The following is a 23,961-nucleotide window of genomic DNA, read 5'->3' as shown; positions in this document are numbered from 1 at the left end:
TCTGTTTGATTACCAGGGCTAAATCGGGGAGTGTGAGACGCCTGGTGCCGGGATCCGCTGCCACAAGAGCGCGTTCGCTGCACCGCGTTGCACGGCTCAGACGGCGACTGCTGCGCCCTCGCGCGCCACCGTCTCGAGGACCGCGATCGGAGCGAGCAGCTGGGCGGTCGGGATCGGTGCGGCGCCGGTCGCGAGCATCCGCGCGAACGCATCGACCCCGGGTTGCACGTAGTCGGCGCCGAGCACGATGTCACGGCTGACGACCCCGTGACCGCCGACCGCGGTCGCACGGAAGGGAACCTGGCCGTCGCCGTCCGGGCGGATGAACTCGAGCGTCACGAGCACGCCGCCCACCCGGTAGCGGGCCACGACTCCGCTGGGGAGACGCTGCAGGTCGATGGCTTCGGGGTCGCCGGGCACCAGCCGCTGCGCGACGTCGGCGACGTGGATGCCGTAGAAGAAGATGCCGCTGTACGGACTCGCCGCATCCGCCGGACCTGTCACGGTGACGGCCTGCAGCTCGCCGATCGACGTCAGCCCCTCGGCGATCGCGTCGGTGTCGGCCACCCAGCGCAGAGCCGACGACGAGGTGAGCACCGTGCCGCCCCGCTCGGCCGCGGCGACGATCGCCTGCGCATCCGCGACACTCGCGGCGAGCGGCTTGTCGACCCAGACGGGCGTACCCGCCTCGAGGAACGGCACGGCGTGCGCGCGGTGGAGGGCGCCGTCGCGCGAGGTGACGATCAGCGCGTCGACGCTGCCGAGCAGGTCACTCGACTCCGCGACGATCCGCTCGATGCCGCCGAGCTCCGCGAGCTCACGCGTGCGGTCCGGTTCTCCGGCGACGAGCGCCACGACACGCACCGGCACCCCGGCCGGACGCTCGACATTGAGGTAGCGGATGATCTCCTCGGCGTGGCTGTTCTCGATGCCGACGATCGCGACGTTCTTCGTTTCCATGTCTCTCATCCTCTTTCACTCGTGGAGGTCGACCGGACGACCGATGCGGGCCGACTCGTACACGGCGAGCACGACCTGCAGTGCCCGGCGTCCGTCGTCGGTGGTGATCGCGGGCCGGCCGCCCGAGCGGATCGCCCCCACCACGTCGACGTACTGCCGACGATGCGCCACGTCGACGTCGAGCCAGCCTTCCGGCACATCGCGCTCGAGCAGCGAATCGGGCTCGGGCTGCGGCGCGGAGGCCGAGGCGAAGAAGGCCAGCCCCTCGTTCTCCATGACGGCCGTCCCGTGCGAGCCGTGCACCGCCAGGCGCACCGGGAGCCCGGGGTATGCGGCGGTGCTCGCGAGCAGCAGGCCGATCGCGCCGCTCTCGAACTCGATCGTGGCCCCGGCGACGTCTTCCACCTCGATGCCCTCGTGGGCGAGACGACCCGTCTTGGCGCTGACCGACACCGGCCTGCCGAGCATCCACAGCAGCAGATCCAGGGCGTGGATGCCCTGATTCATGAGGGCGCCGCCGCCGTCGATGGCAGCCGTCCCGCGCCAGTCGCCCGACTCGTAGTACTCCTGAGCGCGGAAGAACGCGGACTCGACGACGCCGGACGTCACACGCCCGAGCGCACCCTCGTCGATCGAGCGACGGATGAACGAGGCCACGGGCTGGAAGCGGCGCTGGCTGATGACCGACACCGTACGGCCGGTGGCCCGCTCGGCGGCCTGCACACGGTCGGCGGCATCGAGCGTCACGTCGATCGGCTTCTCGACGATCACGTGCACGCCCGCTTCGAGGGCCTCGATCACCGCCGCCGCGTGGAACGCACTGGGAAGGCAGATCGCCGCGATGTCGATCTTCTCGGTGCGGTACGCCTCCGCCGCGGAGACATGGAACGGCACGCCGTACTGTTCGGCGAGCGCACGACCGCGGGACTCCTCCACGTCGACGACCGCGGCGAGCACGCCGTCTTCGCCGAGGGTCGCGACCAGTCGTGCATGCACAGCGCCGATCACACCCGCTCCGACGATCGCGATGCGCAGCGGTTCGGTCATGGTGTCTCCTGTCGTGGGGGGTGAGTGCCGGAAGTGTCGGCTAGTCGGCGTCGCGCGACCAGGCGAGGGCCTCGCCGCCACGGTCGGCCGATGCCTGGGCGAGCAGGGCCAGCCTGGTCACCGCGACCGACTCGCGGGTGCCGACCTCGGGAGTGCGTCCGGCGGCGAAGGCGTCGAGCGCTTCTTCGGCAGGGCGCCGGCCTTCCGGCAGATCGAGGACACGCATCGGCCGGTCGCTTGTCGTCACCTCGACGCGTCCGCGCGCCCAGAAGATCTCGGCGGTACCGCACGTGCCGACCAGGCGCAGACGGTAGTCGCCGTGCACATCGGATGCCTGGGGGTGAGCCAGCTCACCTCGCTCGAGACCACCGCGGTCGGCGTGGTGAGCGTGGCGACGCCGTAGCGCGCGAACCCCGGCGTCGCATCGAGCGGTGCGGACACGGCGCCGCGGATGACCCCTCGTCGGCCGGCGCGAACAGCAGCGCGGCATCGAGGTCATGCACCGCCAAGTCTGTCAGGATGCCGCCGTACTGCGCGGGGTCGAAGAACCATGCGGGGCGCTGAGCGCGGTTGAGCTTGTGCGGCCCTGACGAGGTGATGCCGACGATGTCGCCGAGCTCCCCCGCCTCGACCACGGCGAGCGCGGCGAGGGTCTCGGGGTAGCCGCGCTTCTCGAGCAGCAGGCTCACCGTGCGGTCGGCCTCCGCCGCGGCGGCCTCGATCTCGTCGAGCTCGGCCTGGGAGGTGCACAGCGGCTTGTCGGCGAGCACGTGGGCTCCCGCATGCAGCGCGGCGACGACGTCGGAGCCTCGCGCTCCGTAGACCCCGGCGATCACCGCGATGTCGATGTCCTCGGCCAGGAGGTCGTCGGCGCGGCCGAACGCCGGCACACCGAAGCGCGCGGCGTGTTGCTCGGCGACCGCAGGGTCGGGGTCGTGCACCCCGACGAGCACGAACCCGTCGCGGTCGGAGCGCGTCAGCTCGTCTGGCACATAGTCCACGTGCGGATGGGCGGCGCCGATGATCGCGATCCGAAGCATGGGCGACAGTGAATCATGCGACCGGTTGCACTGTCAACCGCCGGTCAGGCTCCCGACGTGCGGGCGGCCTCTGTCGTGGCCCGGATCACCAGGTGCGTGGCGATCGTCACACGGGCGTCTGAGCGCTCGCCGCTGGAGAGGATGCCGAGCAGGAGTTCCGCCGCCGCATCGCCCGCCGCCGCGGATGCCGCGGAGATCGTCGTGAGCGCCGGATGCGTGCCGGAGGCGAGCGTGTCGTCGCATCCGATCACGCTGATGTCGTGCGGGACGTCGATCCCCCGCAGCGCCAGCCCTGCCATCACGCCCTGGGCGACCACGTCGTCGAAGGCGATCACGGCGGTGGCCCCTGAGGCGAGGATGCCACCGACGGCGTCGCGCCCGCCGGCCGAGCTGGGGCGGCCGAGCTCCTGCACGATGACGTCGAGCCCCGCCCGCTCGGCAGCCCTGGCCAGCGCCGCCCTGCGCTGCTGATCCGACCACGACTCCCGCGGTCCCGAGAGGTACACCACGCGCGTGTGGCCGAGGCGGTGCAGATGCGCGACCGCCTCGTCGAGCCCGCCGCTCGGATCTATCAGCACCCGGGCGAGGCCGTCGATGTCGCGGTTCACGAGCACGACCGGCCGAGCCGCATCGAGCTCGCGGATGCGCTCCTCGTCGAGTCGAGGAGAGGCCAGCACGAAGCCCTCGACCTGAGCGCTGAGGCGCGAGGTGAGGTTGGCCTCGCGGTCGGCGATCTCGTCGGAGTCGCCGAGGAACACGGCGTACCCCGCCGCGTCCGCCAGCGTCTGCACCCGTCGCACGAGCGGAGGGAAGAACGGGTTGGCGATGTCGGGCACGACGACGGCGACGTTGCCGAAGCGCCCGGTCGACAGCGCCCTGGCCGCATGGTTCACGACATACCCGAGTTCGTCGGCTGCGACCTTGACCCGTCGCACGGTCTCGGGATTGAGCAGTTCCGGTCGGCTGAACGCGCGAGACACCGTCGATCGCGAGACCCCGGCCACGCGCGCGATGTCGCCGATCGTCACCGACGTCGACGTCGTCTTCCTGTTGTTGCCTGTCACGTCACACACACTAAGCCCGCGCACCGTGGCTGCGCGCGACCGGGGCGCGTGCGCACACCCGACGCCCCGCCGGCACCCGGCGGGTGAATCCGGATCGGAGGCTTGACTTTGCAAGCGGTTGCATTACTCTTGCGAATCATGAGCACGACGACGTTCGCCCTGCACGCCCATCCCGACCGCACCGCGATGGGCGCCGCCGCCGCGCGATCGGCGGCGCGAACGCTGCGCGAAGCCGTGGCCGCCCGCGGCTCCGCACGGATGATCGCGGCAGCCGCCCCGAGCCAGCTCGACGTGTACCGCGCCCTCGCCGCGGAACCGGATGTGCCCTGGGACCGCGTCACGATCCTGCACATGGACGAGTACCTCGATCTGGACCCCGCGGCGCCGCAGCGCTTCGGCACCTGGCTCCGCACGCACCTGGTCGACATCGTGCACCCCGCCGCCTTCCACCCCATCCGCACCGAGCTCGGCACGCGGGCCGCGACCGACGAGTACACCGCCCTGCTCGAAGAAGGACCCATCGACCTCGTGAGCCTCGGTATCGGCGTCAACGGCCACATCGCATTCAACGACCCGCCCGATGCCGACCTGAGCGACCCGTGCCCGGTGCGCACGGTGCAGCTCGACCTCGCCAGCCGTGTGCAGCAGGTCGACGACGAGTGCTTCGATACGCTCGACGCCGTGCCCACCCACGCGCTGACGCTGACGATCCCGGCACTCATGAGCGGAGCCCACCTCGTGTGCGCCGTTCCGGATGCCCGAAAGGCCGAGGCGGTACGGGCGCTGGTCGAAGAGCCGATCAGTTCGCACTGGCCGTGCACCGTGCTGCGGCGTCACCCGCGTTGCGAGGTGCACGTCGACCGCGACGCGGCATCGCTGCTGCATCCGCTCCCCGCGACCGCGCAGGCGGCGCGATGACGGCCCAGACGCTGCAGGGGCGGAACGCGCTCGGCGCCGGAGGGCTGGAGGTCGTCGTCGAGCACGGCCGGATCAGCGCGCTCACGGCGATCCCCGATCCCGGTGACGGGTCGCCGTGGATCGGCCCTGGACTCGTGGATCTGCAGGTCAACGGACACCTCGACGGCGACGCCAACGCCGCGGATCCTTCGCCCGAGCACGTCGCCGCGATGGCGCGCTCGCTCGCAGAGCACGGCGTCACCCGGTTCCTCCCGACCGTGATCACCGCATCTCCCGCCGACATGATCGCGCGAATCCGGGCGATCGACGAGGCCGTGCGGGCGTCGACCGCGACCTCACGAGCCGTCGCCGGCATCCACGTCGAAGGGCCGAGCCTGTCGGACCAGGACGGGCCTCGCGGCGTGCACCCGCTCGCGCACATCCGCCCACCGGAGATCGCCGAGCTGCAGTCCTGGCTCGACGCCGCACCGGGGCTCCTGCGCGTGGTGACCCTCTCCCCCCACCACCCCGGCTCCGCCGAGGCCACACGCTTCCTCGTCGCGCACGGCGTACGGGTCGCGGTCGGACACACGCACGCGACGGATGCCGAGATCGCCGCGGTGGTCGACGCCGGCGCCACGCTCTCCACGCACCTCGGCAACGGCGCGCACGCCGTGCTCCCCGGCACCCGAACTATCTCTGGGCGCAGCTCGCGGAGCCCCGGCTCGCGGCCGGGGTCATCGCCGACGGCCATCATCTGCCCGACAGCACGCTCGCGACCATGATCGCCGCGAAGCGCGACCACGGCATCTTCCTCGTCAGCGACGCCGTCGCCACTCCTGCGGCCCTGACCGAGGGCGGGCTGTCGACGGTCGGCGGAGGCGTGCACCTCGCCGACGACGGCGCACTGCGTCACGTGTCCACCGGATTCCTCGCCGGCTCCGTCCAGACGCTCGATGTCGGTGTCGCCACCGTCGCGCGTCTCACCGGATCTCTCGCGACCGCGGTGCGGCTCGCGAGCACGGCCCCCGCCGCCGTCCTCGACGACGGCCCGCACTGGACCCCGGGAGCGCGCGCCGACGTGCTGGTGTTCGACTGGGCCCCCGGCGACCCCGCGATCACTCCGCGCGAGGTCCTCATCGCCGGAGACACCGCGACCGACCTGACCGCCGCCGACACGACCGCCGCCGCAGGAGGCCGCCGATGACCATCGACAAGGCCGAGGTGATCGTCACCAGCCCCGACCGGAACTTCGTCACCCTGAAGATCACGACCGCCGACGGCGTGACGGGGTTGGGTGATGCCACTCTCAACGGACGTGAGCTCGCCGTGGTGGCGTATCTGACGGAGCACGTGGTGCCGCTGCTGATCGGCGCCGACGAGTCCCGCATCGAGGACACGTGGCAGTTCCTGTATCGCGGCGCGTACTGGCGTCGCGGGCCCGTGACGATGGCGGCGATCGCCGCGGTCGACATGGCGCTGTGGGACATCAAGGGCAAGGTCGCGGGGATGCCGGTGTACCAGCTGCTCGGCGGCGCGAGCCGGAACGGACTGATGGCCTACGGGCACGCCTCGGGCAAGGAGCTGCCCGAGCTGTTCGACTCGATCCGCGCGCACCAGGAACAGGGGTACAAGGCGATCCGGGTGCAGACCGGTGTGCCGACGCTCAAGGCCATCTACGGCATCGCCGCCCAGGGCGCGGATGTCGGCGACGCGAACGTGCGCTACGACCACGAACCCGCCCGCCGCGGCGCGAAGCCGGTCGAAGAGGATTGGGACACCCGTGCCTATCTCACGCACCTGCCCGGGGTGTTCGAGGCGGTGCGCAACGAGTTCGGCCCCGACATCCCGCTCCTGCACGACGGCCACCACCGGATGACGCCGATCCAGGCCGCGCGGCTGGGCAAGGACCTCGAGCCGTACGACCTGTTCTGGCTCGAGGACTGCACCCCGGCCGAGAACCAGGAAGCCCTGCGGCTCGTACGCCAGCACACCACCACCCCGCTCGCCATCGGGGAGATCTTCAACACGGTGTGGGACTTCAAGGACATCATCCGCGACCAGCTCATCGACTACGTGCGCGGCGCCGTCACCCACATGGGCGGCATCAGCGCGTTGAAGAAGACACTCGACTACGCGGCGCTGTACCAGATCAAGTCGGGCATGCACGGGCCGACCGACATCTCCCCGGTCGGCATGGCCGCCGCGATGCACCTGGGTCTGTCGATCCACAACTTCGGCATCCAGGAGTACATGAAGCACGGGTCACGCACCGACCAGGTCTTCCAGCAGTCGTTCACCTGGACCGACGGCTACCTGCACCCCGGTGACAGGCCCGGTCTCGGAGTGGAGCTCGACGTCGACGAGGCAGGGAAGTACCCGTACGAGCAGGCGTACCTCCCGTACAACCGCCTCCTCGACGGCACCGTCCACGACTGGTGAGAGCGGGATCGACGGAGGGTTGGACTCCCCTCGGGAGCGCGGTGCCCGCGCAGTAGGCTGAACCCATCATGGACGAGTTCATCCGGGGCCTCGGCACCTTCGCGCAGAACTACTGGTGGCTCATCTTCCCCGTCATGGGGATGGCCGGCGGTGCGGCGAAGGCATGGGAGCGCAGTTCCAAGCGCCGTCACGAGCGCCGCCTGGAGACCCTTCGCATGAAAGCGCAACTGAAGACCGCCGAGATCGAGGCGCGCGCACTCACCCAGCAGTCCAAGCGGCGCGGCCCCTCGGTCGTCGACACCACGGCATCCGTCGTCCCGAACGACCTCGTCGCACGACTCTTCGCCGAGCACGACGAGATCACCGCCCGCTGGCTCGACTACGAGCTCGACGTCGCGAAACTGATCGCCTTCCCCGCCATGAGCGACGGACGCCAGCCGTTGACCGCCGCGTTCCTGCGCGCCAAGAAGACCGCAGACGCCCTGCGCCCGGCATCCGCGGACGCGAAGGTGTCGGAGCAGCAGATCACCGAGTACCTGCAGGCCGTGGGCGACTACGCGGTCGCGTTCGAGATCGCGGAGAAGGACGCCAGGCGCCTGCGCGACTCGACCTTCACGGGCCCCGAGCGCAAACGACTCGAACGGGCGCAGCAGCTGCTCAAGGTCGCGGTCGACGAGTCGGCGACACAGGCGGAGCGCAACGTCGCCTACAAGAGGGTGCGCGAAGAACTCGACGGGCTCATCCTGCTCTCCGATGCCGCCGTCACCGTGCTCGAGAAGCAGGTCGCGCGGGAGCTGCCGGCGCAGGGCACCGCGACTCCCGCAGCCGACGCCGAGCCCGCTCCTGCCGCGGAGACCGCTCCCGCCCCCGAGCCCGAGCCGATGCCGATCGTCCACCCGCTGCGCCCCGCACCGCCGCGCATGCAGCCCCGCGAAGAAGCATGACGCCGGACAACGTCACCGGTCCGGTCGCGCATCACGCCGAAGGACCCGTGTGGTGGCCGGGGTGGGGTGGACTCCGCTGGGTCGACGGCGAGGCCGGAGACCTGCTCGCGCTGCGCCCCGACGGCGTGACCAGGCAGCACATCGACGACGAGTACCTGGCTTTCGCCCGGCCCCGCACCGGCGGCGGCCTCGTGGCTGTCGGCGCGCGCACCGTGTATCTGGCCGACGACGTCGACGGCGAGACCCATGCCGTCGCGACGCTGTTCGAGGACCCCCTGGTGCGCATGAACGACGGATGCTGCGACCCTCGCGGCCGCCTCCTCGCGGGATCGATGGCCTACGACGCGACTCCGGATGCGGGGAGCGTGCTGCGGATGGGTCCCGAACTGGAGGTCTCGACCGTGCTGCCGCGGGCGACCGTGTCGAACGGGATCGGCTTCGCTCCCGACGGCCGACGCGCCTATTACGTCGACACCATGACCCACCGCGTCGACGTGTTCGACGTCGTGGAGGGCGACCTCCGCGGCCGCCGGTCGTTCGCCGTGATCCCGGAAGAGCAGGGACTCCCGGACGGCCTCACCGTCGCCGCCGACGGCAGCGTCTGGGTCGCACTGTGGGGTGGCGGCGCCGTGCACGGATACGACGCATCGGGTCGGCAGATCGCGGCCATCGAGCTCCCGGTACCCCAGGTGTCGGCGTGCACGTTCGGCGACGACGACCTCGGCACGCTCTACATCACCACCTCGGCACAGGGTCTGCCCGCCGACCACGGCACGGAGGCCGGATCGGTGTTCGCCGTGCGGCCAGGAGCACGCGGCCTCCCGGTCACCCCGTTCGCCGGCTGACGCTACCGGGTCTTCGCGCCGCACGACTCACGGCCGGAACAGGCGATCGCGCCAGAACAGGCCGTTTCGCAGCGATGTTGCCTGATCTCGCAGGAATGCCTGAGCCGGCGCGCCACGAGCCCCGACGGCCTCTGCCCGGGACACGGTGCACTCAGCACAAGGAACCGTGCCCCGGACACAGGCCGCCGGGTGGAAGCGGTCAGCGCGCCGCGGCGAACGCGGGGTTGACGATCGGCACCGACTCGCCGGCGAGGTAGCGGATGATGTTGTCGGCCGCGTGCACCGGCAGATCCGCCAGCGCTTCGGGCGAGTACCAGGCGGCATGGGGCGTGAGGAGCACCTGGTCGAGGTCGCGCAGCGGGGAATCGGCGGCGAGCGGCTCCCCCGCGAACACGTCGAGGGCGGCAGCACCCACGTGTCCGGCATGCAGCGACGCGGCGAGAGCGTCCTCGTCGATCAGCGGCCCACGGCAGGTGTTCACGACGACGGCGCCCTGCTTCATGGTCGCGAGCGCCTCGGCGTCGATGAGGTGCCTGGTGGCGTCGGTGAGCGGAACGTGGAGCGTCAGGATGTCGGCGCGCGCCACGGCATCCGCGATCTCGACGGGCTCGCATCCTGCCGCACGCACGGCGTCGGGGGAGGCGTACGGGTCGGCGACGACGACGCGGAAGCCCAGGGCGCGACAGCCACGGGCCACGATCGAGCCGATGCGGCCGAACCCGAGCACCGAGACGGTGGTCGTCGAGGGGCGCACCGCCATCGGGCGCGCATCGACGGCCTTCCACGTGCCTCCGCGCACCGCACGGTCGTAGGCGGGGAGGCCGCGGGCCTGGGTCATGATCATGGCGATCGTGTGGGCGGCGACCTCTTCGATGCAGTAGCTCGGGGTGTTCGCGACGGCGATGCCGCGAGCGGTCGCCGCCTCGACGTCGACCATGTCGTAGCCGATGCCGACGCGGCTGATGATGCGGAGATTCGGCATCCGATCCATCACCTCGCCGGTGATCTGCGCCCACTGGACGACGAGCCCCTGGGCGTCGGCTCCGCGGGCGGCGATGTCGTCCACGCTGCCGGATGCCGCGCGCTCGGCGCGGAGTCCCGCCTGTCGGAGGGTGTCTTCGATGACGGTTCCTGGCAGGTCGCAGTCGCTGACGAGGATGAAGGGCTCGGTCATGAGAGCGATGCTATAGCATCTAGCAAATGCGTGTACAGCACGGGAATCTTGCTATAGCATCGAGCACATGACTCGCCGCGCACTGATCACGGGTGCCAGTTCCGGTATAGGAACCGCCGCCGCCCTCGACCTCGCCCGCGAGGGCGTCTCCCTCTGGATCACGTACACGGGGCGCGAGGCCGAAGCCGCCCGCGTCGCCGAGGAGTGCCGCGAAGCCGGGTCGCCCGAGGTGCACGTCTCCCGCCTCGATCTGCGCGAGCGCGCGTCGATCGACGCCCTGATCGGCGAGATCACGGCCACCTGGGGTTCGCTGCACGTGCTGGTCAACAACGGCGGCGTGTGCCCGTACACCCCGTACGACGACATCGATTTCGACGAGTGGGACATGGTCCTCGAGACCAACGCCCGTGGCACCTTCTTCCTCACCCGGGGCGCACTCCCCCTGCTTCGGGCCGCCGACGGCGATCGCTCCGTGATCAACATCGCCTCGATCGCCGGTCAGGTCGGCGCGCTGCAGACCGGCATCCACTACGCCGCGAGCAAGGGGGCGATCCTCGCGATCACGCGCAGCTTCGCACGCCACCTCGCCGCGGAGGGCATCCGCGTCAACGCCGTCACCCCGGTCCGGTCGCGAGTGCCATCACCGACCAGCTGCAGGGCGAGGGTCGCGCGAAGCTCGAGGCCGGGATCCCGCTCGGGGCGTTCGGCCAACCGGCGGACGTCGCCTGGATCATCGCATCGCTCGCCTCGGAGCGCGCGCGCTTCATCACCGGAGCGACGTACGACGTCAACGGAGGAGTTCGCATTGACTGACCGCACCGTCCTCCACCGCACCGCTCTCGAGACCGTGCAGGCGCAGCTCGACGCCTTCAACGAGCACGACCTCGACGCCTTCGTCGCGACCTACGCGGACGATGCCGTGATCACCGGCGTCGCACCCGAGCCCGTGGTCGGGTCGGCCGCGATCCGCGCGTTCTACGAGCCGCGGCTGCAGAACCCCGAGTTGTCGTGCGTCATCGAGACGAGTGTGCTCTTCGGCGCACGGTGGGTCGTCGCGCAGGAGCAGGTCATCAACGCGGGTGTCGCCACCGAGACCATCGCGACATTCGACGTCGTGGACGGCCTGATCGCGCGCGCCTCCATGCTCAAGGCCTGAGCCGAGATCGGGAAGCCCCCCACTTCGGAGCCCCGCACTTCGGAGGAGATCCGCGCTTCGGAGGCGGCTCCGGCGCGATACAACCTCCCTACGGCGAATCTCCTCCGCAAACACGCGGCGGCCGCCCCGCGAAGCACCCACACCTCACCGCCGCACCCACACCACGCCCAGACCCCGAGTGGCACACCCCCGCACTTCGGAGGAGATCCGCGCTTCGGAGGATCCCCTGGCGGGAAAACACCCTCCCTACGGCAGATCTCCTCCGCAACGCGGCAGCCCCTGAAGCTCACTCGTGCTCGGGAAGGAGAGGCGACGACCACCCGGGGTCGCGCCCGAGCTGAGCCGCACGCGACACGGAGGTCGCGCCGTAGCGGTCGCGCAGGGTGTCGAGGACGGTGTCGAGGCGCGCCTCATCACCCCAGTCGATCGGCAATTCGGGCTGCACGTTCCCGACGCGGTCGAGCTGCGTCAGTGAGAAGCCGATCAGAGTGATGCCGCGCGCGGCGATTTCGGGCTGCGCGGCGTCGAGCAGGCCACGCGCCACGGTGAGCACGACGGCGGTGCGGTCGGTCGGCGCTCGAAGCGTGCGCGAGCGGGTGGCCTTCGTGAAGTCGCCGAAACGCAGACGCAGCACGACCGTGCGGCAGACGCGACCACCGTCGCGGAGACGTCGAGCGAGCCGGTCGACGATCTGCGTGAGGATGAGGTCGAGTTCCTCTGCCGAGCGGATACGGCTGCCGAGCGCGCTGCGAGCCGATGGATCCGCGTCGCCGGGTGGTGTCGACCGGCCGCGGATCCCGCAGCCGGGCAAGGGCGTGCACGTGGGCGCCCGTCGCCTTGCCCAGCATCCGCTCGGCGGTCGCGGCCTCGAGCTCGGCGAGTTCCCCCACTGTGCGGATGCCGTAGCGATGCAGCTTCTCGGCCGTCACCGCGCCCACGCCCCAGAGCCGTTCGACGGGGAGGGGAAGGAGGAACTGCTCCTCACGGTCGGGCTCGACGACCAGGAGTCCGTCGGGTTTGCTCACCGCGCTGGCGACCTTGGCGAGGAACTTGGTGCGAGCGACCCCGACCGAGATGGCCAGCCCGGCCTCCGCCCGCACGCGCTCGCGCAGTCGCACCGCGATCTCTTCCGGGGTTCCGGCGATCCGCCGCAGACCTCCGACCTCGAGGAAGGCCTCGTCGATCGAGAGCCCTTCGACGAGTGGCGTCGTGTCGCGGAAGATCGCGAACACGTCTTTGCTTGCGGCCGAGTAGGCCTCCATCCGCGGCGGGACGACGATCGCATCGGGGCACAGCTCCCGCGCCTGTCGACCGCCCATCGCCGTGCGGACTCCGCGCGCCTTCGCCTCGTAGCTCGCGGCGAGCACGACGCCACCGCCCACGATGACCGGTCGACCGCGCAGCTCGGGAGCGTCACGCTGCTCGACCGACGCGTAGAACGCATCGAGGTCGGCGTGCAGCACCGTGGCCTCCCCACGCATCCGTTCTCCCGTCGACGTGCGGATCGTCGCACGGACCGGGGACATCGACATCCGCCGAGCTACGGGGCGACGCGGTGTCCGTGACCGCAGGTATGGTCGGCGCGTGCCGGAACCGGTGATGCAGTGGTGGGCGCGACGGCAGTTCTCCCACGGTCGCGCCGTTCCGTATGACGTGGGCACGTATCGTGCGGGCTGGGCGGCGTACCCGGAGCTGATCCGCCAATACCACCCGGAGCTGAACCACGGGATCGCTCTGTCGCAGGTCCCGCTCGCGGCCGACGTCCTGCTGTGCTGGGAGTGCCCGCTCGGGCACCGATTCGCCGCCACCCCCACGGAGCAGCGCGAACGCCCTGGTCAGGTGCGCCGCCGCTCGGCGTGGTGTCCGGACTGCTCCGCGCTCGCCCGCCCCCAACCGGTCGTGCTCGGCGAAGCACGCGCGCTCCCGCGCAAGCCCCGTCGCCCTGCGCCGGAGCTGTGCACCAAGACCCCCGCCCTGCCCACCGGGACCGCGTTCGTGAGCGCGTGCGCGCCGCGCCCCGCCTCAGCGGCGGAAGGCCGACTCCGGGCCGCCCTCGCGACGCGGATCGAGTTCGACCCGGCCGTGAACGCGGTGAAGGTGTCTCGACCGTTCTTCCGCCACACCGAGGTGTGGCCCGACATCGTGTTTCCGGAGCTCAGGGTGGCTCTCGAGTACGACACGGTCGGCCGCCATGGCCTGGAGCACGTCGGCAAGCGGCAGGACGCGGATCTGCGAAAGGACCGCGCGCTCCGCGCCGCCGGGTGGGAGGTCATCCGCGTCCGCACAGGGAAGCTCGAACCTCTCGGTCCTCACGACCTGGTGCTCTCCTCGACCGGCGCAGCGAGCATCACGCGCATCATCGAGGAGCTGCGCACCATCCGCGGCGCCCTCCTCGTCGACGCGTATCTGCGGTGAGACCTGCTCCGGAGTGAGCCGCGTTCGGGAGGGGAACCTCGTTCGGGAGGACGTATTCGGGCCAGGCATCCTCCGCAACGAGGATCTCCTCCCGAGCGAGCACTTCCTCCCGGGTAACGCCCCCGCGGTGAGCCGTGTTCGGGAGGAGAACCGCGTTCGGGAGGACGTATTCGGGCCAGGCATCCTCCGCACCGAGGATCTCCTCCCGAGCGAAACCTCCTCCCGAGCGAGACCTCCTCCCGAGTGAGACCTCCTCCCGAGGACCTCCTCCCGAGGGCTCCCGAGAGCCGCGGCAGGTCTCAGTCGGGCTTCTTCGCGAGGGGCACGCCGTAGTCGACCATGAACCCGCCGTCGACGTAGAGCGTCTGGCCGTTCATGTAGCGCGACTGGTCGGAGACGAGGAAGCTCACGGCGGCGGCGATCTCACTCGCCTCGGCCAGGCGCTTCGCGGGGATGCGGGAGAGGATCGTGTCGAGGCTGAGGGTTCCGGCCTCGACACCCTGGCGGAAGACGCCCGTATCGACGTAGCCGGGTGCGACCGCATTGACGCGCACGCCGCGGGACGCCCACTCCGCACCTGCCGTCGAGGTCAGTCCGATCACGGCGGCCTTGGTCGTGGCATACGGTGCCCGCCCCGCGGAGCCGCGGGAGGAGATGGAGGAGATGTTCACGATGCGGCCCTCGCCGCGCTCCAGCATCCGCTTGCCCGCCGCCTGCAGCGCTGCGAACACCCCGTGCAGGTTCACATCGACGACGGCCGACCACTCGTCCCACGTGAGGTCTTCGATGCCGCGGTGGCGCTGGATGCCGGCGTTGTTGACGAGCACCTCGATCGGGCCGAGCTCCGCCTCGATCTCGCCGAACACCCGGTCGACGCCGGCATGGTCGGTCACGTCGAGCTCGCGCCACAGGATGCCGGCGGAGTTGTCACCCACGGTGAGTCCCGGCACGCGGTCGGCGGCGACGACGAGGTAGCCGTCGGCGGCGAGACGCTGACCGATCTCCCAGCCGATGCCGGCCGATCCTCCGGTGACGATGGCGACGGGGCGCTGCACGGTCATGTCTCTCCTCATTTGCGGTGATTTGCTATAGCAAGTGTACCGGTCGAGTTCAGCCGGCGAGCAGGGCGGACACCAGCGACACCGCATGCTCCTCGAGCAGCTCCAGCGCACCGGGCGCGAGCGGGGTCTGCCACGCCTGATACGCGCCGCGGTCGAAGGCGTCGCGCGTGGGCAGGTAGACGAACCCGGGGCCGTTCGTCAGGTTCATCACCACGATCGGCGTCTCGGGGAACCGCGCTCGGAGCGTGGTCTGCAGGCGGGAGTATGCCTCGCCGGGGTGACCGACGATCACCGCGTCGCCGAGCCGCCAGGCCCACACGGGGTGCTGCACGGTCGGACCGTCGATGTATCCGTCGCGGAGGTTGCGGGCGCGGCCGAGGCGCTCTTCCCGGGAGCGGGGGTCGATGTCCTTCCACTCCTCGGCGAGTTCATCGAGCGTCGGCAGGTCGCGCAGCGGCAGGTCCACGGATGACACCGATCCTCCGGCGCCCTCCCCACCCGAGGCGGCATGTCCGGCCCAGATCGCGAGCGGAGCGCCCGATTCCACGACACCCTCCAACGTCAGCTCCGCACCGGGTACGGGCAGGGCGTCGAGCGCGGCGAGCACCGCGTGACCGAGCGAGCGTCCGTGGCGATCGGCCACCTCGACGTCGCCGGTGTACTGCTCGCGCGGGGCCAGTTCGCCCGAGGCCCCCTGCACGAACAGGCACGGCGACCCGGTGGCGGCTTCGACGATCTCGCGCATCGCCCCGACGTAGTCCGGCGACACCTCGCGACTCTGCCAAGCGAGCGTGGTCGGGTGGCACGCGTAGTTGACGAGCGTTCCCCGCACAGCGCCGTCGACGCTGAGACGGCCGATCGTGACGGTGTCGTCCGCCGTCGCTGCGGGGTTGTACCCCACCAGCGCCCGTCCGTCGACGTCGAGCTCACGGTCGGCGGCGAGCGTGCAGGTGCCCGTCGTCCATTCGATGAGTCCGGGCACCGCACCGTCGAGCGCCTCGCGGCCCGCGGCGACACCTGCGGCGGCCAGGGCCTCGAGGTATCCGGGGATGAGCTCCCCGCCCGGCAGGTGCGCGTCGGCCGCGCAGAGCACGGCACCCGCGTGCGTGTGTGAGAGCGAGAGCATCAGCTGGTCGGGTTCGAGCCCGAGCCCTGACAGGATCGCTCCGCGCACACCCTGCTCATCGGCGACACGACGCCACCACGTGCCGTCGACCGCGAGGAGCACGCGCGGCCGGTCGTCGGACGCGATCACGGCGAGGGCGGTGAGCTCGAACGGACGGTGCGCGCCCTCCGACCGCTCCCAGTCCGCCGGTCCCCAGTTCTTCGCACGGATGCCGGTCGGCGGGGTGATGTCGCGTCGGGCCACGCCGATGCGCGCGCGAGTGCGCGGGACGCGGATGCGGTCTCCGATGCGCGTCGCCGATGCCGTGTCGTTCAAACCGGGTCCTCCATGTTCTCCATGATGCCGCCGCTCAGGCGCTCGTGAGCACGTCGGCGACCAGCACGCGTTCTCCGGGCTCGGGGAGATCCCCCTCGACCCCGCGCTCGACGCAGTCGCTGTAGAGCAGGGTGGACGGCTCCGCGAACCCCTCGGTCATCCGCAGCCGTCCTCCGACGAACTGGCTCCCGGTGACCCGCGCATGGTTCACGCCCACACCGATGTCGATATGGGCCGCACCCTTCGCCACCGTGGAGGTCACCCCGCTCACCCGCCACGAGACCACCCCGGAACCGGCTGCCCTGGTCAGCAGGGCGCCCTCCGTGCGCTCCGTGCCGAGCTCGACGCCATCCAGCGTCACGAACTGGTCGCGCACGGCGGTCGCACTCAGCACGACATCGCGCACCGAGCCGCCGCGGATCGTCACCCGGGACGCGCCGAGCTCCGCCGGGGCGCCCGTCGCCGGACCGCTCAGGCGGCAGTCGACGAACTCGACGGGTCCGGACCCTCGGGCCTTCACCCCGTCGATCCCCGTGATCGTGCACCGCACGAAGCTCACCGGAGCGGTCACCGGTGTCTGGACGAGCACCTGATCCTTGGGGAGGGCGAAGGTGCAGTCCTCGATGACGGTCGGTCGCGACGATCGAGTCGATCGCTGCCCGATGGCCAACAGCCCGGCGGTGCATCCCCGCAGCTGGGCGCCGTCGGCGTTGATGGTCATCGTCGCCTGCGGATCGAAGGTGGAGCGCGCGATCACTCGCACGTTCTCCAGCGTCAGGTCGCTGATCTTCGTGCCGGCGACGAACCACGAGCAGACGTGGTCGCGCACCGTGATGCGCTTGGCGGAGGTGCCCCACTGCGCTCCGGAGTTGGCGATGTCCATCAGCCCCGAGTTGCCGATGAAGGTGAGGTCGTGCTCGTACTGACCGTGCGTGGTGAACGGGTTGCCACCCTGGTCGTCGCCGTCGCCGTGACAGTTCTCGACGATGCAGTACGCACTGGCGGTCAGATCGTTGAGGTGCCGCGCGTTCGAGGATGTGCAGTCGCTCACCCGTCCGTACAGGCTGTAGATCTGCTGCGTGAGATAGCCCGCGCCGCCGTACATCACCGTCGGCGGGTTCTCGACCGAGCAGCGTTCGGTCGTGAAGTGCGTGTTCCAGCGCCGCATGATCACGGGCCACCAGGTGCGGCTGGCGTGCACATCCGCGACATCGCAGTGGATCGCGTACTCGAACGCGATGGGGTGGGATCCGGTGAGTTCTCTGGGGTCGGGGAAGGAGCCGTCGGTCGGTCCGTCGAACGGACCGGCGCCGAGGAAGCGCATGTTCGAGATGCGGACCCCGGAGACGGGCTCCATCTGCCGCCAGGTGAGCTTCCGGCCCTTCTCCAGCGGCCAGCCGTTGAGGTAGTCGATCCGGATGTGCCGTCCGTCGATCTGCTGCGTCACCTGCACGAACCGCTGGAGCTCGCGCTCATCCGCCCCGCCCCCGGCGACCGGATCGCACTGCACCGCCCACCAGGAGTCGACGGGGAACTTCGACGCGTCGGGCACGGCGACCGCGTCGGTCAGTTCGGGCCAGGCCTCCGCCAGCGCATGTTCGACGACGACGTCCTTCGACACCCCGGTGAAGAACATCACGGCGCCGAACGGGTTGTCGTGGGTGTTCGCCTCGATCCCGTCAGTGGTGAGGAGGTGGCCGCCGAAGTCGATCTCGAGGTGGGAGCGCGTGAAGCGATGCCGTCGCCGGAACAGCAGATCCGTGCTCCCTTCGATCCGTCGGATGCGGGGATCGTTCACCATGGCGGCGAGCGCGTCGTCGGCGGGCGTCTCCGGCCCGGTGATGCCGAAGACCCGGAAGTCGACCGTGCCGTCGTGCTGCAGCAGCCAGCGGGTGTCGCGCTGTCCGGCGATCACCGTGCCGCCGTTGGCCTCGACCTTCGCGTCTTCGGATCCGACGTACACGAGCAGCCCCGCGTCGCCGGGCTTCCGGTACCCGGCGACGATCGCGACTTCACCGTCGCGCGCACGGATCTTCGCCAGCTCGGCGACGGACTCCGCCCGCGTGATGTCCTTCGCACCCATGACGACCGGAGCCGCCTGCGCGGATGCCGCACCCGCGAGGGAGCCGGCCGTGCCGAGCGCGACCGCACCGAGCCCGGCCATGAGGGCGCGCCGACTCGTGGAGCGCGCACCGCCCTCCGGTGACACCGTCTCTGCGTGCGGATCCGCCACCGCGTTCGATCTGTCGGTCATGACAACTCCTTCGTCATCGGGTGGTTCCGGCCGGAACGGCGCCCGTGACTGCTCCCTGCGCCTGCCAGAGCACCGCAGCCTCGGCACGACGCCGTCGCTCCAGCACCGGGTCGGCCACCGGGATCGCTGCCATGAGCCCGCGCGTGTACTCGTGCTGCGGATTCGCGAACAACGCGTCGCGCGCGCCGATCTCGACGATCCGTCCTTGCTGCATCACGGCCACCGTCGACGACATGTATCGGATCACGGCGAGGTCGTGGCTGATGAAGAGGTACGTGAGTCCGAGCTCTGCCTGCAGCTCGCGCAGCAGGTTGAGCACCTGCGCCTGGATCGACACGTCCAGCGCCGACACCGACTCGTCGAGCACCAGGAACTCGGGCTCGAGCACGAGCGACCGTGCGATGGACACGCGCTGGCACTGACCACCCGACATCGACCGGGGCAGCCGGTGCGCGAACTCCTCGTCCAACCGCACGCGGTGCATGGCCTCGCGCACCTTCTCTGCACGGGTCGCCCTGGTGCCGATGCCGTGGGCGAGCAGGGGCGCCTCGATGATCTGCGACACGGTCTGGCGCCGGTTGAGCGCCGAGAACGGGTCTTGGAACACCATCTGCATCCGCCGTCGCAGATGACGCAGCTCCTCGCCGCGCATCTCGTGCGGTCGATGTCCGTCGAAGACGACGGCTCCGGCATCGATGCCGCCGAGAGCGAGCACCGCCTTCGACACGGTCGACTTGCCCGATCCCGACTCGCCCACGAGCCCCACGGTCTCCCCACGGCGGATCTGGAACGACACGTCGTCGACCGCGGTCACCCGTCGTCCGGAGCCGAGCGTGAACACCTTCGACACGCCCTGCACGTCGACCAGCACGTCGCCCGATTCCCTGGCGCGGTCGACCGCGCTGATGGAGCCGGCCTCGACGAGCGGCTCGGTCCCGCGTTCGAGCACTTCGGCGGAGGTGCGGATCGGCTGATGCACGTCGATCGTGAGGTCGACCACGGCTCCGAGCAGCGCCTTCGTGTACGGGTGTTCCGGGGAGGAGTACAGCGCGTCGACCGGCTGTTCCTCGATGATCGCCCCGTGCCGCATCACGTGGATGCGTTCGCAGAAGCCGGCCGCGACGCCGAGGTCGTGCGTGATGAGCACGACCGCGGTGCCGTGCTCGTCGGCCAGCCGGTCGAGCAGGTCGATGATGCGCGACTGGGTGGTGACGTCGAGCGCCGTGGTGGGCTCGTCGGCGATGAGCACGGCTGGCCGCGACGACATGGCCATCGCGATCATGACGCGCTGCCGCATGCCGCCCGAGAACTCATGCGGGTACTGCGCGAGGCGCTCCTCGGGCAGCGGCACACCGACCTCGGTCAGCAGCTCGACGGCTCTGGTGCGTGCCGCAGCCTTCGACACCCTGTCGTGCAGGCGGATCGCCTCCACGAGCTGATGCCCGATCGTGCGCACGGGATTCAGCGACGACATCGGGTCCTGGTAGACCATCGCGATCTCGCCGCCGCGCACCTTCGTCATCTCGCGCGTGCTCAGGGTGAGCAGCTCGCGATCGCGCAGACGGATGCTGCCGCCGAGCGTCGCTCCGTCGTTGAGACGCATGATCGACAGCGCCGTGAGCGACTTGCCGGAGCCGGATTCGCCGACCAGGCCGATCCGCTCGCCGGGGCGCACCGAGAACGAGATGCCCTTGACCGGCATCGCGTCGCCGTAGGAGACGGTGAGGTCCTGCACCTGCAGGACGGGAGCGGTGTCCGTCATCGGCCCTTCCCCTTCCGATCGCCGCCGAACTGATCGGCGAGCACGTTGAGCAGCCAGATGGTGACGAAGATGAACAGCGCGGGGAACAGCACGTACCCGATCGACTGGTACATCTTCTGGTAGCCCTGCTGCACGAGGGTGCCCCAGGTCGCTTCGGGCGGGGCGATGCCGAGGCCGACGAAGCTCATCGACGCCTCGAGCAGGATCGCGTTGGCCGCGTTGATGGCCGCCTGCACCACGATCGGACCTCGGGCGTTCGGCAGCATCTCGGCGAACAGCAGCCTGCTGCGCTTCGAGCCGAAGGCGACGGCGGCTGTGAAGTAGTCCTCCTGCAGCTCGCTGAGCACCGAGGAGCGCACGAGCCGCGCGGTCGTCGGGGTGAGCAGGATGCCGATGATCACGGCCAGCTTGACGGGGTCGGCGCCGAACGCCGAGATAAACACCAGCGCGAAGAGGATCTGCGGGATCGCCATGACCGTGTCGGCCAGGCGCATCAGGATCTCGTCGAGGATGCCGCGGGCGAAGGCCGCCGCCATCCCCAGGCGATCCCCAGGACCATGGCGACCAGGGTGGCACCGCCCGCGATGAAGATCGTCAACTGCCCGCCGTAGAGCACACGGCTGAACAGGTCGCGGCCGAGTTCGTCGGTGCCGAACAGGTGCACGGCCGACGGTCCGGCGAACCGGTCGGGCGACTGTGCGGAGGGGTCGAACGGCGCGATGACGGGCGCGAGCACGCACGCCAGCACGATCACCGCGAGGAGCGCGAGCGGGATCCACGAGGCGAGCGCGAGCCTCCGCCGCGGACGGGCGGAGCGCAGGGCGAGGGTGAGGGTGTCAGCCACGGGTGCTCCTTGCACGAAGACGCGGGTCGAGCACGCCGTAGAGGAGGTCGACGATGAGCGTGGTGAGGATGAACATCGCGGAGATCAGCAGCACGACCGACTGCAGCACCGCGTAGTCGCGCTTGAACACCGCGTCGATCGCGAGCGAGCCGAGGCCCGGCACGCCGAACACGTACTCCACGATCACGACGCCGCCGAGCGTGTAGCCGACGATGAGGCCGAGCATCGTGAGTCCGGGGATCAGTGCGTTGCGCAGCGCGTGCCCGATCACGACGCCGCTCGCCGACTGCCCCTTGCCGCGGGCCGTGCGGATGTACGGGGCGTCGAGCACCTCGACCATCGAGGCGCGGAGGAACCGCATGAGCAGGGGTGCGGCGGCGAACGCGAGCGTGAGTGCCGGCAGGATCATGCGCACGAGGTTGTCACCGGGATCCTCGCTGAACGGCGTGTAGCCGCGGGCGGGCAGCACCTTGAGCTGCACCGCGAACACCACGATCAGCACGATGCCGATAAGGAACTGCGGCAGTGCCATGCCCGCGGTCGAGATCGCCGTGAGGATGCGATCGACCACACCGAGCGGACGCAGCGAGGCGATCACGGCGGCCGGTGTCGCGATGAGCACGGCGAGGAGGATGCCGATCAGGGTGAGCTCGAGCGTGGCGGGGAGCCGCTGTGCGATGAGCTCGGACACCGAGTACTGGTTGAAGTACGACTGCCCGAAGTCGCCGGTGAAGACGCCGCCGATCCACCGCAGGTACTGCTCGATGATCGGCGCATCGAGGCCGGCCTCCTCTCGGAGGCGCTGCAGCATCTCGGCATCCACGCCCGGCGTCGAGCCGAGGCGCGTGATGACGGGGTCGCCCGGCAGCAGCCGGAGCACGACGAACACGAGAAGCGAGGTGGCGATCAGCATCGCGATGCTGATCGCCACCCGCCGAAGGATGGACAGCGCCACGTCAGCCCTTGAGCTGTGCGCCCTCGAGGTGCAGCTGTCCGCCGCCCTCGACCCACACGCCGTCGACCTTCGTGCTGGTCGCGGTGACGACCGTGGACTGCAGCGGCACGATCAGCGGCACCTGCTGGTTGATGATCGTCTGCACCGTGCCCCACTTCTCGGCGCGTGCGGCCTCGTCGGGCTCGGCGACGGCGTCGGCGAACGCGGTCTGGAAGTCGGGGTCGACCCAGTTGCACTCGCAGCGGCCCTCGAGGTAGAAGTTCAGCGAGTACGCGGGCTCCGGAGGCGTGGACTGGAAGTTCGGCACGATGTAGCCGGGGAAGCTCTTGCCCGCCGGGTAGAACGAGTCGACCCAGGTGCCGATGTCGTTGTTGTCGATCTTGAGCGTGATCCCGATCTCCTTCAGGCTCGCCTGCAGGATCTCACCGCTCGTGTTCCATTCGGGGTACTGCCCCGCGACGCCCCACCACGTGAGCGTGCTGCCCTCGGTGACACCGGCTTCGGCGAACAGCTCCTTGGCCTTGTCGAGGTCGTACGAGTAGTCGGTCAGGTCGCCGCCGAACCACGGGTTGACCTCGCCGAGCGCGTTGTTCGTCGGCGAGACGGTGCCCTGCCCGTAGTACGCGGCGTCGAGGATGGCCTCGCGGTCGGTCGCGTAGGCGAGAGCCTGGCGGGCACGCACGTCGTCGAACGGCGCCGACTGCGTGTCGACCTCCCACGAGGGCCACTGGCTCGGGTTCTCGGGCTTGACGAGCGCGATGTCCCCGCCGCCCTCGAGCCCGGCGACGTCGCCTTGGGGAACCGACCACAGCACGTCGATGTCGCCGGAGCGCAAGCCGGTGACGGCTGCCGTCGACTCTGCGGCCTTGACGAGCGTGATCTCGTCGAGCGCCGGGGCCTCGCCGAAGTACTCGGGGTTCGGCACGAGGGTCAGGCTGTCGTCCGGAGTGAAGGTGTCGACGATGTACGGCCCGGTGCCGATCGGCTCCTTGTCGATGGTGTCGAGCGCGTCGACGTCGAGCATCTTGACCCACACGATGCCGGCGGCGAAGGTGGCGATCGGCTCGGACAGGGTGATGACGACGGTCTTCTCGTCGGATGCCGTGACATCCGTGACCATGTCGATCTTGTTCTTCTCCTGGGTCGCCGTCTCAGGGTCGAGGTAGTACTCGAACGACGCCACGGCATCCTCGGCCGTGAAGGGGTCGCCGTTCGAGAACGTCACGCCGTCGCGCAGGGTGAAGGTCCAGGTCTTCTGATCCTCTGAGGCCTCCCACTTCTCGGCGAGGTCGCCGACGATCTCACCGGACTCGTCGGTCTTGGTGAGGCCGTTCCACAGCAGGGGGAACAGCACCTCCTCCCAGGCGAACGTGCGGATGGCCGGGTTGAGCTGCGGGATGCCTTGAGCTGCGGCGACGGTCAGGGTGCCGCCTTCCTGCGCGGGGCCATCGGTGTTCGTGGGGGTGCTGCTGCAACCAGCGGTGATGAGCACGGCGGTGAGCAGCGCTGCTCCGCCGAGCAATACACGACGACGCGACATGGGTGCCTCCAAGGGTCGGGTGATGCGTTCGGGTGACAAGGTGTTTCGCTATAGCATGTAGCAAATGTGCAGCCGCGTCTAGTGCGGATGAGGGGATTGCGGTTACGTTCTCGTTACGCC

22 protein-coding genes and 2 pseudogenes are annotated in these 23,961 nt (G+C 70.2%); 9 read left to right on the top strand and 15 right to left on the bottom strand.

The genetic code is table 11. The features are described from left to right. Positions 1-96 precede the first annotated feature (96 nt). The 5 genes from K1X59_RS01165 to K1X59_RS01145 are packed head-to-tail and all read right to left on the bottom strand — an operon-like array spanning position 97 to position 4,111. The gene (locus K1X59_RS01165; protein WP_183151548.1) at positions 97-960 is read right to left on the bottom strand and encodes a Gfo/Idh/MocA family oxidoreductase; all 864 of its coding nucleotides are present in this window, start codon (positions 958-960) and stop codon (positions 97-99) included. Positions 961-975: 15 nt separating this feature from the next. Continuing rightward, positions 976-2,007 (bottom strand): Gfo/Idh/MocA family protein, encoded by a 1,032-nt coding sequence (locus K1X59_RS01160; RefSeq protein WP_220173851.1) that lies wholly within the window; start codon positions 2,005-2,007, stop codon positions 976-978. A gap of 40 nt (positions 2,008-2,047) precedes the next feature. After that, on the bottom strand, positions 2,048-2,332 hold the full coding sequence (locus K1X59_RS01155; protein ID WP_183151546.1) for a hypothetical protein: 285 nt from the start codon (positions 2,330-2,332) through the stop codon (positions 2,048-2,050). 25 nt (positions 2,333-2,357) lie between these two features. Continuing rightward, complete coding sequence (locus K1X59_RS01150; RefSeq protein WP_183151545.1) at positions 2,358-3,047, bottom strand: Gfo/Idh/MocA family protein; 690 nt, start codon at positions 3,045-3,047, stop codon at positions 2,358-2,360. Between the two features lie 44 nt (positions 3,048-3,091). Further along, positions 3,092-4,111 carry a LacI family DNA-binding transcriptional regulator gene (locus tag K1X59_RS01145; protein ID WP_202045477.1) on the bottom strand — a complete coding sequence of 340 codons (1,020 nt, stop codon included), beginning with the start codon at positions 4,109-4,111 and terminating at the stop codon, positions 3,092-3,094. A 138-nt stretch (positions 4,112-4,249) separates the two neighbouring features. On the opposite strand from K1X59_RS01145, the gene K1X59_RS01140 reads away from it, so the two are divergent. From K1X59_RS01140 to K1X59_RS01115, 6 genes are all read left to right on the top strand, one after another. Then, on the top strand, positions 4,250-5,029 hold the full coding sequence (locus tag K1X59_RS01140) for a 6-phosphogluconolactonase (protein WP_220173850.1): 780 nt from the start codon (positions 4,250-4,252) through the stop codon (positions 5,027-5,029). Then, positions 5,026-5,793, top strand: coding sequence for a hypothetical protein (locus K1X59_RS01135; protein WP_220173849.1), 768 nt, complete (start codon positions 5,026-5,028; stop codon positions 5,791-5,793). Before K1X59_RS01140 ends, K1X59_RS01135 begins: the two co-directional genes overlap by 4 nt. After that, a complete protein-coding gene (locus K1X59_RS01130) occupies positions 5,790-6,215 on the top strand; it encodes a hypothetical protein (RefSeq protein WP_220173848.1) in 426 nt (141 codons plus the stop codon). Before K1X59_RS01135 ends, K1X59_RS01130 begins: the two co-directional genes overlap by 4 nt. After that, positions 6,212-7,450, top strand: coding sequence for a D-mannonate dehydratase ManD (gene manD, locus K1X59_RS01125; RefSeq protein ID WP_183151543.1), 1,239 nt, complete (start codon positions 6,212-6,214; stop codon positions 7,448-7,450). The genes K1X59_RS01130 and manD overlap by 4 nt, the downstream gene beginning before the upstream one ends. Before the next feature lie 68 nt (positions 7,451-7,518). Then, complete coding sequence (locus K1X59_RS01120) at positions 7,519-8,394, top strand: hypothetical protein (protein WP_183151542.1); 876 nt, start codon at positions 7,519-7,521, stop codon at positions 8,392-8,394. Further along, complete coding sequence (locus tag K1X59_RS01115; protein ID WP_183151541.1) at positions 8,391-9,239, top strand: SMP-30/gluconolactonase/LRE family protein; 849 nt, start codon at positions 8,391-8,393, stop codon at positions 9,237-9,239. The genes K1X59_RS01120 and K1X59_RS01115 overlap by 4 nt, the downstream gene beginning before the upstream one ends. 199 nt (positions 9,240-9,438) lie before the next feature. Here the strand turns inward: K1X59_RS01115 and K1X59_RS01110 are convergent, their stop codons facing one another. Continuing rightward, positions 9,439-10,413 (bottom strand): C-terminal binding protein, encoded by a 975-nt coding sequence (locus K1X59_RS01110; RefSeq protein WP_220173847.1) that lies wholly within the window; start codon positions 10,411-10,413, stop codon positions 9,439-9,441. Positions 10,414-10,480: 67 nt separating this feature from the next. Between K1X59_RS01110 and K1X59_RS01105 the strand changes: the two are divergent. After that, positions 10,481-11,226 (top strand): annotated as a pseudogene (locus tag K1X59_RS01105) (SDR family NAD(P)-dependent oxidoreductase). A 34-nt stretch (positions 11,227-11,260) separates the two neighbouring features. Beyond that, positions 11,261-11,569, top strand: a complete 309-nt coding sequence (locus K1X59_RS01100) for a nuclear transport factor 2 family protein (protein WP_258567246.1) — start codon at positions 11,261-11,263, stop codon at positions 11,567-11,569. A 286-nt stretch (positions 11,570-11,855) separates the two neighbouring features. Here K1X59_RS01100 and dinB read toward each other — a convergent pair. After that, a pseudogene (dinB, locus tag K1X59_RS22660) lies at positions 11,856-13,050 on the bottom strand (DNA polymerase IV). A 118-nt stretch (positions 13,051-13,168) separates the two neighbouring features. Between dinB and K1X59_RS01090 the strand changes: the two are divergent. After that, positions 13,169-13,984: a zinc-ribbon domain-containing protein gene (locus K1X59_RS01090; RefSeq protein ID WP_183152722.1), complete on the top strand. Its 816-nt coding sequence runs from the start codon at positions 13,169-13,171 to the stop codon at positions 13,982-13,984. Between the two features lie 299 nt (positions 13,985-14,283). Here the strand turns inward: K1X59_RS01090 and K1X59_RS01085 are convergent, their stop codons facing one another. Genes K1X59_RS01085 through K1X59_RS01050 form a run of 8 tightly spaced genes read right to left on the bottom strand, consistent with a single transcriptional unit; the run spans position 14,284 to position 23,841 of the window. After that, positions 14,284-15,045, bottom strand: a complete 762-nt coding sequence (locus K1X59_RS01085) for an SDR family NAD(P)-dependent oxidoreductase (RefSeq protein WP_183151538.1) — start codon at positions 15,043-15,045, stop codon at positions 14,284-14,286. Between the two features lie 49 nt (positions 15,046-15,094). Next, positions 15,095-16,486 carry a hypothetical protein gene (locus K1X59_RS01080; RefSeq protein WP_220173846.1) on the bottom strand — a complete coding sequence of 464 codons (1,392 nt, stop codon included), beginning with the start codon at positions 16,484-16,486 and terminating at the stop codon, positions 15,095-15,097. Between the two features lie 34 nt (positions 16,487-16,520). Next, positions 16,521-18,740, bottom strand: a complete 2,220-nt coding sequence (locus K1X59_RS01075; RefSeq protein ID WP_258567003.1) for a peptidase C14 — start codon at positions 18,738-18,740, stop codon at positions 16,521-16,523. Positions 18,741-18,753: 13 nt separating this feature from the next. Further along, positions 18,754-20,502 carry an ABC transporter ATP-binding protein gene (locus K1X59_RS01070; RefSeq protein WP_220173845.1) on the bottom strand — a complete coding sequence of 583 codons (1,749 nt, stop codon included), beginning with the start codon at positions 20,500-20,502 and terminating at the stop codon, positions 18,754-18,756. Beyond that, the gene (locus K1X59_RS01065) at positions 20,499-21,038 is read right to left on the bottom strand and encodes an ABC transporter permease (RefSeq protein WP_220173844.1); all 540 of its coding nucleotides are present in this window, start codon (positions 21,036-21,038) and stop codon (positions 20,499-20,501) included. The genes K1X59_RS01070 and K1X59_RS01065 overlap by 4 nt, the downstream gene beginning before the upstream one ends. After that, positions 20,996-21,346 (bottom strand): hypothetical protein, encoded by a 351-nt coding sequence (locus K1X59_RS01060; protein ID WP_220173843.1) that lies wholly within the window; start codon positions 21,344-21,346, stop codon positions 20,996-20,998. The genes K1X59_RS01065 and K1X59_RS01060 overlap by 43 nt, the downstream gene beginning before the upstream one ends. Beyond that, positions 21,339-22,277, bottom strand: coding sequence for an ABC transporter permease (locus K1X59_RS01055; RefSeq protein ID WP_220173842.1), 939 nt, complete (start codon positions 22,275-22,277; stop codon positions 21,339-21,341). Before K1X59_RS01055 ends, K1X59_RS01060 begins: the two co-directional genes overlap by 8 nt. 25 nt (positions 22,278-22,302) lie before the next feature. Then, a complete protein-coding gene (locus K1X59_RS01050; RefSeq protein ID WP_183151535.1) occupies positions 22,303-23,841 on the bottom strand; it encodes an ABC transporter substrate-binding protein in 1,539 nt (512 codons plus the stop codon). Positions 23,842-23,961 lie beyond the last annotated feature (120 nt).

Source organism: Microbacterium sp. Se5.02b (assembly GCF_019464375.1).
GTDB lineage: Bacteria > Actinomycetota > Actinomycetes > Actinomycetales > Microbacteriaceae > Microbacterium.
This window is presented reverse-complemented; position numbering and strand designations above follow the sequence as displayed.